Source organism: Sphingomonas sp. GC_Shp_5 (assembly GCF_026540855.1).
Taxonomy (GTDB): domain Bacteria; phylum Pseudomonadota; class Alphaproteobacteria; order Sphingomonadales; family Sphingomonadaceae; genus Sphingomonas.
Genome location: NZ_JALNUP010000003.1, coordinates 169303 through 185273, shown reverse-complemented (window position 1 = coordinate 185273; position 15971 = coordinate 169303). Strand labels below are relative to the sequence as shown.

Sequence of the window (15971 nt, the reverse complement as noted above, 5' to 3'; positions counted from 1 at the left end):
AGCTCCACCCAGGGGCAGGGTGGAGCTCCCCAATGTCGCGCATGCCGGGGTGTCGCATGCGCGCTTCGCCTAAAAGGCGAACTGGAGCGCGGCGCGCGCGGAGAGCGCGACGTCGCCAAGCCGTTGCTCGGCACCGACTTCGCCGCTCAGGCGGACCTCGGTGGTGCCGGTGATCGCGCGAACCTTGCCGGTCCAGCCGCTGTCGCGCGCTTCGGGATCAAGGGTGAAGGCGGTGCCGCTGCCGAAGCTCGCGGTGGTGCGGCCGAGCGCGCCGGCGACATGTTCGCGCCGGCCGCCCTCGAGTTCGATCCGGCTCCACTGGGCATAGCGATCGCCGCCGCCGAAGTTGATGCCCGCGGCGAGGCTGGCGGTCACCGCCAGCTCGTCGCTGCTGCGCTTGCGGACGGTAAGATCATAGCCGGTGCCGCCACCCTGTTCGCGATAGGCGTCCTCGTTGAGCTTGTAATAGTCGATCGCGATCACCGGCCTGAGGCTGAACTGGCCGACCGCCTGCTCGTAGGACACCGATCCCGAGCCCGAGTAGAGCATGCCGTTCCAATCGGCGGCGGCGCGGCGCTGCACCGTCTCCGTGCCGAGCACGCCATCGAACTGGCGGGTGCTGTCGAACGAGACGAAGGCGGCCGACCCGCGCGCCTGGGCGGCAAAGCCGCCCCAATGGCCACGCCAGAAGCCGGCAAGCTCATACTGGCTGTGCTTGACCCGGTTGACCGCCAAGCCCTCGCTGTCGCGGCCGCTGAGATAGGCAAAGGAGACGCCGATGTTGCCGGCGGTCGTCTTGCGCTCGAGGCCGCTGCTGATGCCCCAGCCGTGGACGTCGTAGCTCGTGGTGCTGCGATCGGCCTTGGACGCGTCCCAGCCGACCGGGGTCAGCCAGAAGCCCCAATTGCCCTCTTCGGTGAACTCGCCGGCGGGCTCGCGCAGCGGCGACGCAGCGGTGCGCGAGGCGAGCGTGACGCTCTCGAACAGACCGCCCGAATAGTTGGGCAGCATCTGGTTGATCGCCGCGCGGAAATCGGCGCCGTCATAGATGCCGCGGATCGCGGCGGCGAGCTTGGCATCGCTGCCGATCGCGGTGTCGACGGCGTCAAAGGCGCTGGTCGCGGCGCGGTTGAGGCCGAGTTCGGCGCGCGCCTTGCGGACCACGTCGACGGTGATCGCATTGGCAGCGCCGGCGACCAGGGTTCCTTTGTAGAGGAACGGCACGGCGGTGGTGGACAGCGTCAGGTTCTGCGCACCGCTGAGCGTGCCCGACTGCAGCACCACATAGCGCCCGGCGACATCGGCGCCACCGGCGACACGCAGCGCGAGCTGGCTGTTCGCCCCGATCGTGGTGGCGCCGCCGACCTGGATCAGATTGGCGGTGGGATTGGCCTTGTCGAGCGCGACGGAGAGGATCGAGCCGTCGCCGAGCGTCAGCGAGCCGATCGCCGTGCCACCGCTGGCGGCGAAGGTGCCGCCGCCGGCCGCTACCGTGACGGCCAGATTGCCGGTGTTGGCGAGCTTGCCCGCGAACACGCCCTTGCCGCTGATCGCCAGCAGGTCTGCGCCGCCGCCGGCGAAATCGGCGGTGCCGCCGAACACCGCGGTGCCGCCGATCGCTATTGTGTCGGCGCCGCTGCCGAAGGTCGTGGTGCCGGCGAAGGTGCTGGCGCCGCTCATGTCCATCCGGTTGTTCCCCGCGCCGAACACGACGTCGCCGCTCACCGCGCCCGCCTGCAGATCCAGCCGATCGCTGCCCGCGCCGAAGCGGATCGCGCCGGTGATTGCGGGTGCCGTGCCGCCGGTGGCAGCCGTCTGGCGGACGGTGGCGCCCGACGTGTTGGCGGAGAGGTCGATCGCGGCGGCGCGGGTGGTGTCGCCGCCCTTGGCGCTGATCGCGCCGCTGTTCTCCACCAGCGTCACCCCGCCGGTGCGGTCGAGGATGGCGATCGCCGCGCCGCCCGACGCGGTCGCCGTGATCGATCCGGCGTTGCGGATGGTGGCGACAGCGGCGCCGGTGTCGATCAGCACCGCAGTGGTCTGCATCGCGGCGGTGCCGCCGCCGGTCGCGGACACCGTGCCGGTGACGCGCAGTTCGGGCGTCGAGGCGCCGGCGCCGAAGCGGATCGCGGTCGCGGACGCGCCATTGGCGGTCGCCTGGACCGTGCCGCCGACAGAAACGCCGCCGGCGATCGTCACCGCGCCGCCGAGGCCGCCGATCGCGAGGCCGGTGGCGGCGATGCCGCTGTATACGCCACTGCCGGTGACCTTGCCATCGATCGCCAGCCCGACGGCAGGGGTCTTGCCGGCGACGGCGCCGATCGCGACCGAGCGGTCCGCCGCGCCGATCTGGAACGCGGGTGCGGCACCATAGGCGATGACATCGGCGCTCTTGCCGGTGGCGCCCGACAGGGTGATGCCGCCGGCGACGTCGCCCGCGACGATCAAGGCCGATCCGCCCTGGAGCAGATCGTCCGCGTCGAGCTTCGACACATCGGCAGGCGGCGTGCTGTAGCGGTAGCCCGAGGCGCCGATCAGCCCCTCGACCAGCAACGCGCCTCCCACGTTGCCGTCGATCCGGGCGGCGACGGCATCGCGGCCGACCGCGGTGATCGAGCCGCCGAGCGAGACGTTGCCGCTCACCGCGCCGGTGCGCACGCCGACGGCGCGATCGCCGATGACGCTGGTCTTGCCGCTGTGGACGAACGCGCCGGTGAGCGCGCCGCCCAGATAGATGCCGGCGGAGTCGTTGCCCTCCACCGTGATCTCGCCGCTGTTGGTGATCGTGCCGGTGAACAGGCCCGCGGTGCGGATGCCGGTGCGGCCGGCGCCTTGCGCGAAGGCGCCATCGAGATCACCGTCCTTGTCGGTGTCGGTCGGCGTATAGCCCTCGTCGACGATGATCTTGCCGCTGTTGGTGATGTCGCCGCGAACGTTGGCCTGGGCGAGGATGCCCGTTGCGCCATTGGCGTCGCTGACCTGGATGGTGCCGGCGTTGGCCAGGTTGTTGTTGCTGTCGATCGTGACCGCGGTGCCGTTGGTCGGCACCACGCTGCCCGCGGCGGTGATGTTGATTGCGTCGGCAGCACCGTTCTTGATGGTGGAGGTGCGCACGGCGGTGGTACGCTTGGTGTCGATCACGGTCTGAGCCGAGGCGGACGATGCCGCCACCATGGCCAAGGTAGCAGTGGAAGTCAGAAGCAAGCGATACACGTGGTCGATCCCCTTTGGACGTCGTTGACGGTCCAGACGGAGTCGAGGATCGGATCCCTTGGTGGCGGCGGCCCGGTAGGCGCGTTTCGGGCAGCGGCGGCCGGCCCGTTGGTGCCGAACATTGCCGATCGTGGGTTAGCCGATCGTGGGTTAGTAGGTGACGTCGATCAGGAATAAGCGTCCGCAGCGGGCAAGCGATCGCGTCGGTCCGCCATCGCGGCGGCGGCCGTGGTCCGGCGCCATCGCCGCGACCCTGTGCAATATGCGGCGCACGATAGGCGTGGCTCGCCCGCAAGCTCGCCGCCGTGGCGAGCGCATGCGTTCAGCGCGGTCGGGAACGCGGATCCCGACCATCACCCGCGGCCGCTCAGGCAGGTCCGACGCCATCGGCGCTGACCAGCTCCTCGCCTACCAGCGTGCCGATCAGCCGGACGCGTTTCTCCACCAGATCCACCGGCGTGCGGTGAAGCTGCAGCTGATAACGTCCGCCAAGGTCGCGGCGCAGATAAAAGGCGCCGCCGTCGCGAATCAGCGTGCCGAGCTCATCGACACGCATGCCGACCGTCGTCACGCCGTCGTTCCTCGCTTCTTACTTGTCCCGCTCGGCGCGCTTGCGATCCGCCTTGCGCGCACGGCTCACGGCCGCCGCATGCTCGCGGGCGCGCTTTTCCGAGGGCTTCTCGTAGTGGCGACGGAGCTTCATCTCGCGATACACGCCTTCGCGCTGCAGCTTCTTCTTGAGCGCGCGGAGGGCCTGGTCGACATTGTTGTCACGAACGGTAATCTGCATAATGGTAGGCTTTCAGGTGTCGAGGCGGGTCGATGGTCACGCGCCTTATGGCCGTGGCGGCGATGTGCCAAGCTTTTGTGTCAATACGCTGGTTTGCCGTTTCATGCAAAACCGAAGCGATCGGCCAATTGCAAGGGCATTGGCAGCCTGCCCGCCACGGCGGAACGCATCGTCCACGACGGGGGTTGAGCCGGCATGCCGATGCTCGATCCCCAGTCCACCGCCCTCGTCCTCATCGATCTTCAGCACGGCATCGTGCCGCGTGCCAAGGCACCGCGTTCCGGTGACGAGGTCGTCACCGCAGCCAAGGCGCTGGCGATTCGCTTTCGTGAAGCGGGGGCGCCGGTGGTGCTGGTCCATGTCGGCTTCACTGCCGGCGCGCTGCCGAGCCAGAAGGTGGACAAGCCCGGTCTGCCGCCGGAAGGTACGCCGCCCGAGTTCAGCGAATTCGTCCCTGGGTTGCCGGAAGCCGGGGATCTCGTCGTCCTCAAGCATCATTGGGGTGCCTTCATCGGCACCGATCTCGATCTGCAGCTCCGGCGGCGCGGCTGCAACACCGTGGTGATCGCCGGCATCGCGACCAACATGGGGGTCGAATCGACCGCGCGGTCGGCCTGGGAATTGTCATATGACGTGGTGATCGCCGAGGATGCGACGGCCTCGATCTCGGACGAGATGCACAGCTTTTCAGTGACCAACATCCTGCCGCAACTGTCGCGAGTCGTGCAGTCCACCGATATCGAGTTCGGCGCCACCCGGTGAACCGCACCGGGCAGGTCGGCCTGTTATTGCTGGGGTCGGTTGCCTCCGCCGCGGCGCTCGAGGGGATCGGGCTGCCGGCCGGGCTGCTGCTCGGGCCGATGATCGCTGCGGTGGTGTTCGCGGCCCGGGGTGCGACGCTGGCGTTGCCGCCGGTGCTGTCGATGGCCGCGCAGGCGGCGATCGGCCTGCTGATCGCACCGTCGCTCAATCCATCGGTACTAGCCGATGCCGCGCAGGACCCGTGGCTGTTCGTCGGCGGGGTGCTGGCGACGCTGGCGGCAGGGGTGCTGATCGGCTGGATCCTCGCCCGCTGGCGGGTGCTGCCGGGGTCGGTCGCGGTGTGGGGATCGATGCCCGGCGCGGCTACCGCGATGGTGCTGATCGCGCGCGACGAAGGCGCCGACTGGCAGCTGGTCGCGGTCATGAGCTATCTGCGCGTCATCCTGGTGGCGGCATTGGCGTCGATTCTCGCTGCGCTGGTTGCCGGTCAGGGCGGCGGCCATGCGCCGGGCGGTGCCTGGTTCCCCGCGTTCGATGCCCTTGGGCTCGCCGAAACGGTGGCGATCGGCGCGGCAGGGGTGTGGGGTGCCAAGCGGCTCGGCATGCCGGCGGCGGCGTTGCTCGGGCCAATGGTGCTGGGCGCGGCGCTGGAAAGCCTCGGGGTGGTGCACCCGCAGCTGCCGGGTTGGCTGCTCGCCCCCTCCTACCTGCTGGTCGGCTGGCGAATCGGCCTTGGCTTTACGCCCGAGATCGTCGCGACCGCCCGCCGTGCGGCCTCGCGCCTGCTGCTCGCGACGGGCGCGCTCATCCTGTTTTGCGCCGGCTGCAGCCTGATCCTGGCACGCGTGTCGGGCAAGGATCTGATGACGGCCTATCTGGCGATGAGCCCGGGGGGCGCTGATTCGGTAGCGATCATCGCCAGTTCAACTCATGTCGACGTGCCGTTCGTGATGTCGATGCAGGTGGCTCGCTTCGTCGCGGTGCTGCTGATCGGTCCCTGGCTCGCGCGACGGATCGCGGCGTCACTCGAGCCGGAGCAGAAGGTCGAGCCTCTGGGGTGAGGCTCTGTTGCAGCGATCCGCAATTTTCTGGCCAAGCCGCGCCCTTTCACTAAGGGCGCAGCAAGTGTACAGGTGTCCGGTGCTTTGGAGGGGCAGCTGATGAGTGGGAGCCTACGGTTTGGCATTGTGATCGCCAGCGTGGCCGCCGCCGCTGCGGTGACGTGGGGCGGCATGAACTTAGCCATGCTGCTGATGCAGTGGGTAGCTGCGCATCCACACGTCGCCAAGGCTTTGCCGCTGCTCCCGGTGCTGATCCTGCCCGTCGTGATCATTCTCCACCGTCGGCGCGCTGGCGCGACGCTTCCGGCCTGAACGGCGGAAGCGGCCCAAGGATCGCCTGGCCGCGGTCTTTCGGAATTGACGCAGTGCAGCATCGCACCTAACAGCCCGCGCTCTCGATAGAGCTAAGCCCACCGGCGCAGCCTTGCATGCGCTGGAGGCGCCTCGTGACGATGACCATGACCTTTGCCGATCTCGCTTTGGCGCCGCCCCTGCTGCAGGCGCTCGCCGAGGCGGGCTATGTCAGCCCGACGCCGATCCAGGCCCGATCGATCCCGATGCTGCTGCAGGGCCGTGACATGCTCGGTATGGCGCAGACCGGCACCGGCAAAACCGCCGCCTTCGCGCTGCCGCTGCTGCACCGGCTGGCCGCAGATCCCCGCCCGGCGCCGAAGGGCGGCGCCCGCGTCTTGGTGCTCGCCCCCACGCGCGAACTGGCGTCGCAGATCACCGCCGGCTTCGAAAGCTTCGGCCGTCATCTGTCGCTCAGCGTCACCACGATCTTCGGCGGAGTCAGCCAGTTCCACCAGGTCAAGGCGCTCGAAGGGGGCGTCGACATCATCGTCGCGACGCCAGGGCGGCTGCTCGATTTGGTCGATCAGGGCGTCTGCGACCTGTCCGCGCTCGAGGCGCTGGTGCTCGACGAGGCCGATCAGATGCTCGACATGGGCTTCGCCAAGCCGATCGAGCGCCTGGTCGCGACGCTGCCAAAGGACCGGCACACCGTGTTGTTCTCGGCCACCATGCCGGCCTCAATCGCCGCGCTCGCCGCCAGCCTGCTGACCGATCCGGCGCATGTCGAGATCGCACCGCCGTCGACAACGGTCGATCGCATCGAGCAATCGGTGATGTTCCTCGACGCGGCCGACAAGAAGGCGGCGCTGCTGGCGCTGTTGCGGACGCCGGAGATGGGCCAGGCGGTCGTTTTCACGCTCCAGAAGAACATCGCCAATGAGGTCTGCGCGTTCATCAGCGAGGAGGGGATCACCGCCGAGGCGCTGCACGGCAACAAGTCGCAAGGGCAGCGCGAGCGGGCGCTGGATGCGTTCCGCGCCGGCGAGGTTCAGGTGCTGGTGGCGACGGATATCGCCGCCCGCGGCATCGACGTCGACACCGTCACCCACGTCTTCAACCACGATCTGCCGAGCCTGCCGGAAAGCTATGTCCACCGGATTGGCCGCACCGGCCGGGCAGGGCGCAGCGGCCATGCGATCACATTGTGCGACGCCGAGCAGCGCGCCTGGCTGCATGACGTGGAGCGGGAGATCGGCCGCGCCTTGACGGTGCAGGACGACCACCAATGGCATTGCGAGGTGGCGCGCCACTCGACCAAGCGCGCGCCGGTGCTGGGCGGCGGGCCGGTCAAGCAGGTCAAGCCGCCAAAGGAGCGCGTCAAGAAGGTCTGGACCGAGGAAGAGAAGCTCGCCGCGCGGATGGCGGCAAGGGCGGTCTGACTGCGGGAATCGATCGGCTGTTTGCGAGCTGCCTTGAGCAGCGGCGCGGTCCGCTCGCTTTGTCGATAAATGAGATGGGGCGAGGCGATCGGCGGCGGCTGGAGGGGAGCGTGCTGCCGCCGCAAGGGCGGCCGCTGACGATCACGCCAGCCAGCCGCCGGTGAAACCTGCCCGCTCCAGCCCGCGGCGGATGTGCGGGTTGCGGCGCATCGTCTCCCATACCATCCCGGTGCGATGGTTCTCGATCATCGTCACGATCGGGCCTTGGTCGATACCGAGGTAATCGCGGTCGAGCCAGCCGGTGCCGGCGTGGATTTCGCCATGCCGTAGCGGTGCGGTGGCTAGCGTCAGCGTCGGATTGAAGGCGTCGCTGAAGCCGTAGCGGCCGTGAATGGCACGACCGTAGCGGGCGTACATCGTCTCGATGGCGCGGGTGGCGAGCTCGGGCTCGAAGGCGATCGAGGCGGCGGCGGCGGTGGGCGCGATGGTGCCGTCGTCGCGGTCGCCGGGGCCGCGCGCCGAATAGCTGAAGAACTCACGTGCGCGGCCGTCCACCGTCACGGTGAAATCGCCGGGGCCGTCGCTGGCGGTGAGCCCCCAGACATCGGCGCCATAGCCGGCCCAGCCGCCGGGGTTGGCGATCGCATAGGCGCGCTGCGCGCGCACTGCGCGGCGGCTGTTCTCGAAGTAATCGATGCCCTTGGTGGCGATGTAGGAGTCGCGGATACCGCGGAAATCCATCCAGCAATGGCTGTACTGGTGCACAAACAGCGGTGCGTAGTGAATATAGGGTTCGCCCCAGCGGTCGGTCCATTGCGCGTCGAACCGCGCCGTCCAGGCGGGCCAGGTCTCCGGCGGCAGCGGGTGGGTCGGCGAGCCCAGCGCGAGCACGTAGAGCAGCATCGCCTCGTTGTAGATCTCCCAATCGTGCGGGATGAAGCCGCTCTCGGGATGCCAGCCCATCGCCACGAACGGCGCGCGCGGGGTGATCCAGGTCCAGTCGATCGCGGCATAGAGCTGGTCGGCGAGGGTGCGGATGCGGACCTCGTCCGGGTGGTCGGTGTCGAACCAGCTCTGCGCGAACAGCACGCCCGCGATCAGCAGCGCGGTATCGACCGTCGACAGCTCGCAGCGCGCGAAGCGATGCCCCTTGGTGGTACCGAGGAAGTGGTAGAAAAAGCCCTTGTAGCCGCTGGTGTCGTTGCCGGCGGCGGGGCCTTGAGGCGCCGCGGCGAAGAATGCGAGCGTCGCCAGCGTCCGGGCGCGCGCCTGATCGCGGCTGATCCAGCCGTTGGCGACGCCAATCGGATAGGCGGTGAGCGCGAAACCGACCGCGGCGATCGAGGCGAAGGAGGGGGTCGGCCAGCGATCCGGGGTCAAGCCGGTGGCGGGATCGGTGGTATCCCAGAAGAAGCGGAAGGTGCGCTGCTGCAGGGTGCTGATCAGCGCATTGTCGGCGCGCGCGATGCTCTCGGCACCGATTGGTGGAGCGTTGCCAGGGCCGATCAGCGCCAGCGGGCGGGCGCAGCCCGCGGCGAGCCCGGCCAGCGCCAGCGAGCCATGGCCGAGCATCTGCCTGCGATCAATCATGCTACTCTCAACACCGGACGGGGGCGATGCTGTCGGACAAGGCGCGACCGTCCGATGTCGCGCTCGCCCACCGCCAGGATCAGAACGAAAAGCCGGCCGAGAGCTTCACCGTACGCGGCGGATTGCCGCCGATGCTGTCGCTGGAGCGCCGCCCGAAGTTGACGCTCGACGCATCGGTGTTGAAATCCACGTAATTGCGATCGTTCATCACGTTGATGATGTCGACGCGCAGCCGCACGCGCGCCTGATCGGTGATGAAGCCGATCGGCACATATTTGGTGAAGGCGAAGTCCAGCTGGCGCTTGCCCCATTGGTCGCCGAGGCTGTCGTTGACCCGCGCGATCAGCTCGCGCTGGAACGGATCGGCGGTGTTGACGAAGCCTTTCACCGTCAGCGGCGATTCGATCTGGAACTTGGTCGACAAGGTGACGCCGATCGGCGTGTCGACGCTGCCCGCGATCACGAACCGGTGCCGCGGGACGCCGGACGAGCGCAGCGTCGGGTAATCGCTGATCTGCGCGTAATCGAGCGAGTAAGTCTCGCCAAACTGGCGGTTTTCCTCGGCCTGGGTGTAGCTGTAGGTGGCGTCGATGCTCCAGGGAGATGCTGCCGAATAGGTCTTGGTGAGCTTGAGATAGGCCGAATCCGCGCTGGTCTTGAGGCCGTTGGTGCCAAGGATGATCGAGCCATAGCCGGGCGGCGCGAAGTTGAACGGCGACTGCGGCGTATCGTTCGGATCGGCGGGATCGTTGAGGAAGAACGAGCCGTCGGGCCGGCGGTTGCCGAGCAGGAAGACGAAGCCGTTCTTGCTCTCGATATGGCTGTAGCCGACCTCGAGATTGAGCAGGTTGAAGCGGCCGCGGATGCCGAGGCTCGCCTGGTCCGAATAGGGCACCTTAAGGTCGTTGTTGAGGAAGCGGAACTCGCGGCCGCCGCCCGTCGCGCCCGCCACCAATTGCTGCCGGCCGGCTTCGGTCAGGTAGATCGGGTTCCAGGTGAGGCAGGTGGTCGGGTTGGTCGCCTGGTTGCACGGGCGCAGCGTGGTCGCGTTGGCGAAGTTGAAGGTGCGCGTCGGGAACGCGCCCTGGCTGACCTCCTGCTGGAGGAAATCGAACTGGTTGCGGTCGTAGGACCGGCCAAGCCCGCCGAACAGCGCGAAGCGGCCGGCATCGTCGATGCGGTAGGTGAAGCCGATCCGCGGCTGCCAGGCGCCCTTGAACGCCTTCCGGTTGTTGCCGGTAGAGATATAGTCGTTGATGTCGTAATCGGCGCCGGCGAGGTTCGGATAATTGGGCGCCGTCACCGCGGTGATGTTTTCCTGCGACGTCACGTAACCGAGATAGGCGGGGGTGCGTTCATAGTCCCAGCGCAGCCCGAGGTTGAGGGTGAGGTGGCTGGTGACGTCCCAATCGTCCTGGGCGTAGATGCCGAACTGGAAATTGTTGGAGGTGACGTCCGGGTCGCCCGTCCCCGTCGCTGCGCCGAACTGGAGCTGGTAGGGTGTGGCATCGTTAAACGCGACGCCGGGGATGCCGTTGACATCGTAGCTATAGACCGGGTTGATGTTGTTCTGCTCGAGCGAGCGCAGCTTCACCCATTTGGCCTTGGCACCGACCTTGATCGTGTGCCCGTCGAACCCCGTCCAGGTAAAATCGTCCTGCACGGTCCAGCCCTTCTGGCCCTTGTTCTGCTGGTTGGTGCCGGCGCCGTAGCGCAGCAGGTTGAAGCGGTCGGTGCCATTGTCGAGGATCCGCTGCAGCTGGGTGGAATTGCCGCCCGTCTGCGGCGTCGGCGACCATTGCGCGTTCTCGTAGGAGACGCGGGCGTCGTTGATCCACTTATCCTCGCTGTGCTGCCAGCGCAGCAGCCCGCGCTTGTCGGTCACCTTGTTGAGCGTCGCGGTGCTCGAGGCATTGGGGCCGGTCGCGATCTGGACGCCGGACTCGCGGCGATACTTGCCGGAGAGCTCGATCAGATCCTTGTCGGTCGGCTCGACATCGATCTTGCCGAAATAGAGGTCCTCGTTGAACTGCTGCGAGAAGGTGCCGAAATAGGGCTGCAGGTCGCTCGGCAGGGACGCCGCCGGAAAGCCGTTGTCCGGGCGCACGTCATAGGGGCTGCTGATCCGCTTGCCCTCATAACTCGCGAAGAAATGCGCCTTGTCCTTGATGATCGGGCCGCCGAGCGCGCCGCCGAACTGCTTATTGGTGGTGGTGACCTTGGGAATCGTGACCGGGAAGATCTCCGACGGGCGACGGTCGCGCAGCTTCTCGTTGGTATAGTCGAAGAAGCCCTCGCCGTGGAATTCGTTGGTGCCCGATTTGGTGATCGCGGTGATCGCGACCGAGCTGACCTGGTCGAACTCGGCCTTATAGTTGGACGAGAGCACCTGATATTCGCCGATCGCGAGCTGCGGGAACGGGTTGCCGGCGGACGTATCCTGCCCGGTGATGCCATTCTTGAGCACATAATCCTTCTGGCTGACGCCATCGATGAATACGTTGACGGTGCGGCTGTCCTGGGCGCCGCCCTGGATGCGCGACGAGCCATCGGCATTTTCGATGAAGCGCACGCCGGGCGCGAGATCGGCGAAGGCGAGGAAGTTGCGGTTGTTCTGCGGCAGCTGCTCGATCAGCCGCGAGGTGATGTTGATCCCTACCTGACCGCCATCGAGCGAGCGGATGCGGTTGCCGGTGACGATGATGTCGCCGCTGGTCGCCGCGGACTCGGTGCCGGTGGAGGGCGTGCCGGTCGGCTCGGCGCCGGTGGCCTCGCCCGTCGCGGGTTGCTCGGTCGGGGCCGGCTGGGCCGGAGCGGTGCTGAGATCGAGATCAAGCCCGGCATTCTGGCCGACACGCAGGGTGAAGGTGTCGGAATTGCGGGTGCCGCTCCGCTGGCGGACCTCAAGCCGATAGGTGCCCGCCCGCAGCGAGGCGAAATTGTAGCTGCCGTCGGCGCCCGCCGCGACGCTGCGGCGGATGCCGGTGGCGACCTCCACCGCGACAACCTCGACCACCGGATTGTCGGCCGGGGCGGTGATCGTGCCGCGCAGCGACGCCTGGCCCACCTGCGCCACCGCCGGCGCCGGCAGCAGCATCGTGCCGCCGGACAAGGCGGTCATCGTCACCAGCGCAGCGCGCAGCATCGTTTTGGTCATGGTCGTTCCCCGGTTTCCCGATCATTCGGGTGCTTGTTGTTGATTGGGTGATGAGCGTCGGGCGCGTTGGCCGCCCGCTTGGCTGTCGACTCACGCGCGACCACGACCGGCAGGCGTTGCTCGACGAGCTGGTCGTCGTCGCCGGCGATCACCGCAGCCAGGCGCGACACCGCGTCGGCGCCGAACTGGGCGATGTCGATGCTGGCGGTGGTCAGCGACGGCGAAATCAGGCGGGCGAGCGGGATGTCGTCGAACCCCGCGACCGCGACCTGCTCCGGCACCGCGATCCCGGCGCGCTTCAGCGCCATCATCGCGCCGATCGCCATCATGTCGTTGGCGGCGAGGATCGCGTCCATGTCGGCGTGGTCCGCCAGCAGCGTGGCGACGGCGGCCGCGCCGGACGCCTCGTTGAAGTCGCCAGGCAGGATGCGCAAGGCAAGACCGACGCGCGTGCACGCCGCCTCGACCCCGCGCCGGCGCTCCTGCGCGTCGCGATTGCTCGCCGGGCCGGCGATGTGGACCAGCCGGCGGCGCCCCTGCGCGGCGAGATGATCGACGAGCGCCGCCATACCTGCGGCATTGTCGATCCTCAGCTCGGCCCGTGGCGCGGCGTGCGGCGCGCAATTGACCAGGACGGTCGGCATCCCGACCGGCATGTGAGCGAGCAAGTCGTCGGCCGATACGTGCGGCGCCATTACCAGCAGCCCGTCGACCCGGCCGCGCATCGTGTTCAGTGCGGCGATCCCGCGCTGCGCCTCCCCGTGCATCACCATCAGCATCAGGTGCAGTCCGCGTGCCGAGGCTTCGCGGTCCATGCCGCGCAGCAGCTCGGAAAAGAATTCGCCATGAAGATCGGGCAGCACCACGCCGATCGCGCCAGACCTGGCCAGGCTGAGGTTGCGCGCACCGGCGTGCGGCACATAGCCAAGCCGGGTCGCGACGCCCTCGATGCGCGCGCGCAATTGCGGGCGGATGTTGCTGTGGCCGTTCAGCGCTCGCGACACCGAGGCGACCGATACGGCCGCCTCGCGCGCGACATCACGGATCGTGGCGTGAGCCATCGGTGTGCAACCATCTCCCCGGTGGTGCGCGACAGCAGCCGGCACCTTGTTATTGATGTAATCGGTTACATGATCCAATAGTCTGTTACAAGACACCCGCGATCTGAGCTGAACTCGTGGTTGAGCACGGCGGCCGGAGCGGGCAGGAGAGAGGGATGACAGTGGTCATGATTTCCCGGCGCGCGGCGCTGTTGGGCGCCGGCGCGATGGTCGCCTGGGCCGCAAGCCCGGCGCGCGCGCTGATGCGCCAGGATGACGGAGCGCCTGCCCTGCCGGCGGCCGTGGACGCGCTGGTCGGGCGGATGACGGTCGAGGAAAAGGCCGGGCAGCTGACGCTGATGGCCGCCGCCTGGGCTGGCGGCGCCGCGACCGCGCTCAACCCGGCCGGCGCCGCTGCGAGCTTTGACAGCCAGCTGGCCGAGGTTCGCGCCGGGCGGCTGACGGGCGTGTTCAACGGCAATGGCGCGGCGATGGCCAAGCGGATGCAGACCGTCGCGGTACGCGAATCGAGGCTCAAGCTGCCGCTGCTGTTCGCCGCCGACATCATCCACGGCTATCGCACCGTCTTTCCCGTGCCGCTCGCCGAGGCGGCGAGCTTCGATCCCGATCTCGCCCGTCGCACCGCGCGCGCTGCCGGCGCCGAGGCCGCCGCGTCGGGAATCGACTGGACGTTTGCGCCGATGGTCGACATCGCCCGCGATGCGCGTTGGGGCCGCGGCGTCGAGGGGGCGGGCGAGGACGTGCTGCTCGGCAGGATGATGGCGGACGCGCGGGTGCGCGGCTTCCAGGGCGAGCGCGGCCTTGCCGCGCCGGATGCGGTCGCCGCCTGCGTCAAGCATTTCGCCGCTTATGGCGCCGCCGAGGCGGGGCTCGATTACAACAGCGTCGACGTCTCCGAGCGGACGCTCCGCGAGGTGTATTTCCCGCCGTTCGAGGCGGCGTTCGGCGCCGGCGCGCCCACCGTGATGGCGTCGTTCAACGAGATCGCCGGCGTGCCCGCCACCGCCAACGACTGGTTGCTGACCGAGGTGCTGCGGCGCGAATGGGGGTTCGGCGGGCTGGTCGTCTCCGATTACACCGGCGACGAGGAACTGATCGCCCACGGCTTTGCCGCCGATGCCCGCGAGGCGACCAAGCTCGCCTTCATGGCCGGCGTCGACATGAGCATGCAGAGCGGCTTCTACATGGCGCATCTTCCCGGGCTGGTCGCCGCGGGCGAGGTGCCGATGGCGCGGCTCGACCAGGCGGTGCGCCGCGTCCTGGCGCTCAAGGCGAAGCTCGGGTTGTTCGACGATCCGTTCCGCCGCATCGACCCGCGCCGCGAGAAGACCCGGGTGCGGACCCGCGATACGCTGGCGCTCGCCCGCGAGGCTGGCGCCAAATCGATCGTGATGCTCAAGAATGACGGCGACCTGCTGCCGTTGCCGCGTGCGGGCAAGCGCATCGCACTGATCGGGCCATTCGCGGCGGGGCAGCACGATCTGATCGGGCCGTGGAACGTCTATGGCACCGATGCGGAGGCGGTCGACCTCGCCACCGGCGTTCGCGCGGCAATGGCCGACCCGACGCTGCTCAGCGTTACCGCAGGATCGGGCGTGGACATGCCGCTCGCCGGCGGGATCGAGGCGGCGGTGGCGGCGGCGCGCGGCGCCGATGTGGTGGTGCTCGCGATCGGCGAGAGCGAGAGCATGTCCGGCGAGGCGCAGTCGCGCGCCGACATCGTCGTGCCGCCGGCGCAGGTGGCGCTCGCCGAGGCGGTCGCGGCGACCGGCAAGCCGCTGGTGGTGCTGCTCCGCAACGGCCGCGCGCTGGCGCTGGCGGGGGCGGTGCTCGCGGCGCCGGCGATCCTCGTCACCTGGTTCCTCGGCTCGCAGGATGGCCCGGCGATTGCCGACATCCTGTTCGGGCGCGTGGCGCCATCGGCGCGGTTGCCGGTGTCCTTTCCCCGGGCGACGGGGCAGGAACCCTATCATTACGACCACAAGAGCAGTGGACGCCCCAACCCGCCGGGGCCGCTGCAGCCCTATAAGGCGCACTATCGCGAGTTAGCCAACGAGGCGCTGTTCCCGTTCGGCCATGGGCTGACCTATGGCGTGATCGGTTATGCCGATCTCGACCTCGGCGGCGGGCAACTCGCCGCCGGCGGTACGATCACCCTCGGCGCGACGGTGAGCAACAGCGGCCGCCGGGTGGCGCAGGAGGTGGTGCAGCTCTACGTCCACGACGTCGCGGCGAGCGTGACCCGGCCGGTACGCGAGCTGAAGGCGTTCCGCACGATCAGCCTCAAGCCGGGCGAGCGCCGGCAGGTCTCGTTCACGCTGCGCCGCGAGGATCTGGTGTTCGTCGGGCGCGATCTCAAACGGACCGTGGAGCCGGGGCGGTTCCGGGTGTGGATCGCCCCTTCGGCAGAGGCGGAAGGCGTCTCGGGCGAATTCAGCCTGGCGTGACGGCGGGCGTCAGCCGAGCAGCGTTACGCCGGCTACTTCCCCGGCTACCCATGCCGTGAATGCGCGCATTGCCTGCGTCTTCGCGTGCGACAGCAGCCTTGGCCGCGCTGAGCAGCGGTAAGGCCGGCGGTCAGTTCCGCTGCCGAGGTCAGTATCA

General features: G+C 68.5%; 11 protein-coding genes. 5 read left to right on the top strand and 6 right to left on the bottom strand.

Features of this window, described 5'->3' with window-relative positions:
* Positions 1-69 precede the first annotated feature (69 nt).
* The 3 genes from OXR60_RS04155 to rpsU form a co-directional block, all read right to left on the bottom strand.
* The gene (locus tag OXR60_RS04155) at positions 70-3174 is read right to left on the bottom strand and encodes an autotransporter outer membrane beta-barrel domain-containing protein (protein WP_267394349.1); all 3105 of its coding nucleotides are present in this window, start codon (positions 3172-3174) and stop codon (positions 70-72) included.
* Between the two features lie 406 nt (positions 3175-3580).
* A complete protein-coding gene (locus OXR60_RS04150; protein WP_267394347.1) occupies positions 3581-3784 on the bottom strand; it encodes a DUF5818 domain-containing protein in 204 nt (67 codons plus the stop codon).
* A gap of 18 nt (positions 3785-3802) precedes the next feature.
* Positions 3803-4003, bottom strand: a complete 201-nt coding sequence (gene rpsU, locus OXR60_RS04145; protein WP_267394345.1) for a 30S ribosomal protein S21 — start codon at positions 4001-4003, stop codon at positions 3803-3805.
* A 195-nt stretch (positions 4004-4198) separates the two neighbouring features.
* Between rpsU and OXR60_RS04140 the strand changes: the two genes are divergently transcribed.
* From OXR60_RS04140 to OXR60_RS04125, 4 genes are all read left to right on the top strand, one after another.
* A complete protein-coding gene (locus OXR60_RS04140) occupies positions 4199-4765 on the top strand; it encodes a hydrolase (RefSeq protein ID WP_267394343.1) in 567 nt (188 codons plus the stop codon).
* The gene (locus OXR60_RS04135; RefSeq protein WP_267394341.1) at positions 4762-5826 is read left to right on the top strand and encodes an AbrB family transcriptional regulator; all 1065 of its coding nucleotides are present in this window, start codon (positions 4762-4764) and stop codon (positions 5824-5826) included. Before OXR60_RS04140 ends, OXR60_RS04135 begins: the two co-directional genes overlap by 4 nt.
* A 126-nt stretch (positions 5827-5952) precedes the next feature.
* Positions 5953-6138, top strand: a complete 186-nt coding sequence (locus OXR60_RS04130) for a hypothetical protein (protein WP_267394339.1) — start codon at positions 5953-5955, stop codon at positions 6136-6138.
* A gap of 140 nt (positions 6139-6278) precedes the next feature.
* Positions 6279-7559 (top strand): DEAD/DEAH box helicase, encoded by a 1281-nt coding sequence (locus tag OXR60_RS04125; RefSeq protein ID WP_267394388.1) that lies wholly within the window; start codon positions 6279-6281, stop codon positions 7557-7559.
* 141 nt (positions 7560-7700) lie between these two features.
* Here the strand turns inward: OXR60_RS04125 and OXR60_RS04120 are convergent, their stop codons facing one another.
* The 3 genes from OXR60_RS04120 to OXR60_RS04110 all read right to left on the bottom strand — a co-directional run bounded on the left by OXR60_RS04120 (position 7701) and on the right by OXR60_RS04110 (position 13367).
* A complete protein-coding gene (locus tag OXR60_RS04120) occupies positions 7701-9149 on the bottom strand; it encodes a glucoamylase family protein (protein WP_267394337.1) in 1449 nt (482 codons plus the stop codon).
* A gap of 79 nt (positions 9150-9228) precedes the next feature.
* A complete protein-coding gene (locus OXR60_RS04115; protein ID WP_267394335.1) occupies positions 9229-12306 on the bottom strand; it encodes a TonB-dependent receptor in 3078 nt (1025 codons plus the stop codon).
* Positions 12303-13367, bottom strand: a complete 1065-nt coding sequence (locus OXR60_RS04110; RefSeq protein ID WP_267394333.1) for a LacI family DNA-binding transcriptional regulator — start codon at positions 13365-13367, stop codon at positions 12303-12305. The genes OXR60_RS04115 and OXR60_RS04110 overlap by 4 nt, the downstream gene beginning before the upstream one ends.
* 155 nt (positions 13368-13522) lie before the next feature.
* Here OXR60_RS04110 and bglX point away from each other — a divergent pair, with 155 nt between their 5' ends.
* Positions 13523-15814, top strand: a complete 2292-nt coding sequence (bglX, locus tag OXR60_RS04105; protein WP_267394331.1) for a beta-glucosidase BglX — start codon at positions 13523-13525, stop codon at positions 15812-15814.
* Positions 15815-15971 lie beyond the last annotated feature (157 nt).

Bases quoted from the DNA above. Each gene is read 5' to 3' on its own strand.
- OXR60_RS04155 (WP_267394349.1), bottom strand. From the start codon at position 3,174: ATGGTGGCGGCATCGTCCGCCTCGGCTCAGACCGTGATCGACACCAAG.
- OXR60_RS04125 (WP_267394388.1), top strand. From the start codon at position 6,279: ATGACCATGACCTTTGCCGATCTCGCTTTGGCGCCGCCCCTGCTGCAG.
- OXR60_RS04110 (WP_267394333.1), bottom strand. From the start codon at position 13,367: ATGGCTCACGCCACGATCCGTGATGTCGCGCGCGAGGCGGCCGTATCG.
- bglX (WP_267394331.1), top strand. From the start codon at position 13,523: ATGACAGTGGTCATGATTTCCCGGCGCGCGGCGCTGTTGGGCGCCGGC.
- OXR60_RS04140 (WP_267394343.1), top strand. From the start codon at position 4,199: ATGCCGATGCTCGATCCCCAGTCCACCGCCCTCGTCCTCATCGATCTT.
- OXR60_RS04115 (WP_267394335.1), bottom strand. From the start codon at position 12,306: ATGACCAAAACGATGCTGCGCGCTGCGCTGGTGACGATGACCGCCTTG.
- OXR60_RS04120 (WP_267394337.1), bottom strand. From the start codon at position 9,149: ATGATTGATCGCAGGCAGATGCTCGGCCATGGCTCGCTGGCGCTGGCC.
- rpsU (WP_267394345.1), bottom strand. From the start codon at position 4,003: ATGCAGATTACCGTTCGTGACAACAATGTCGACCAGGCCCTCCGCGCG.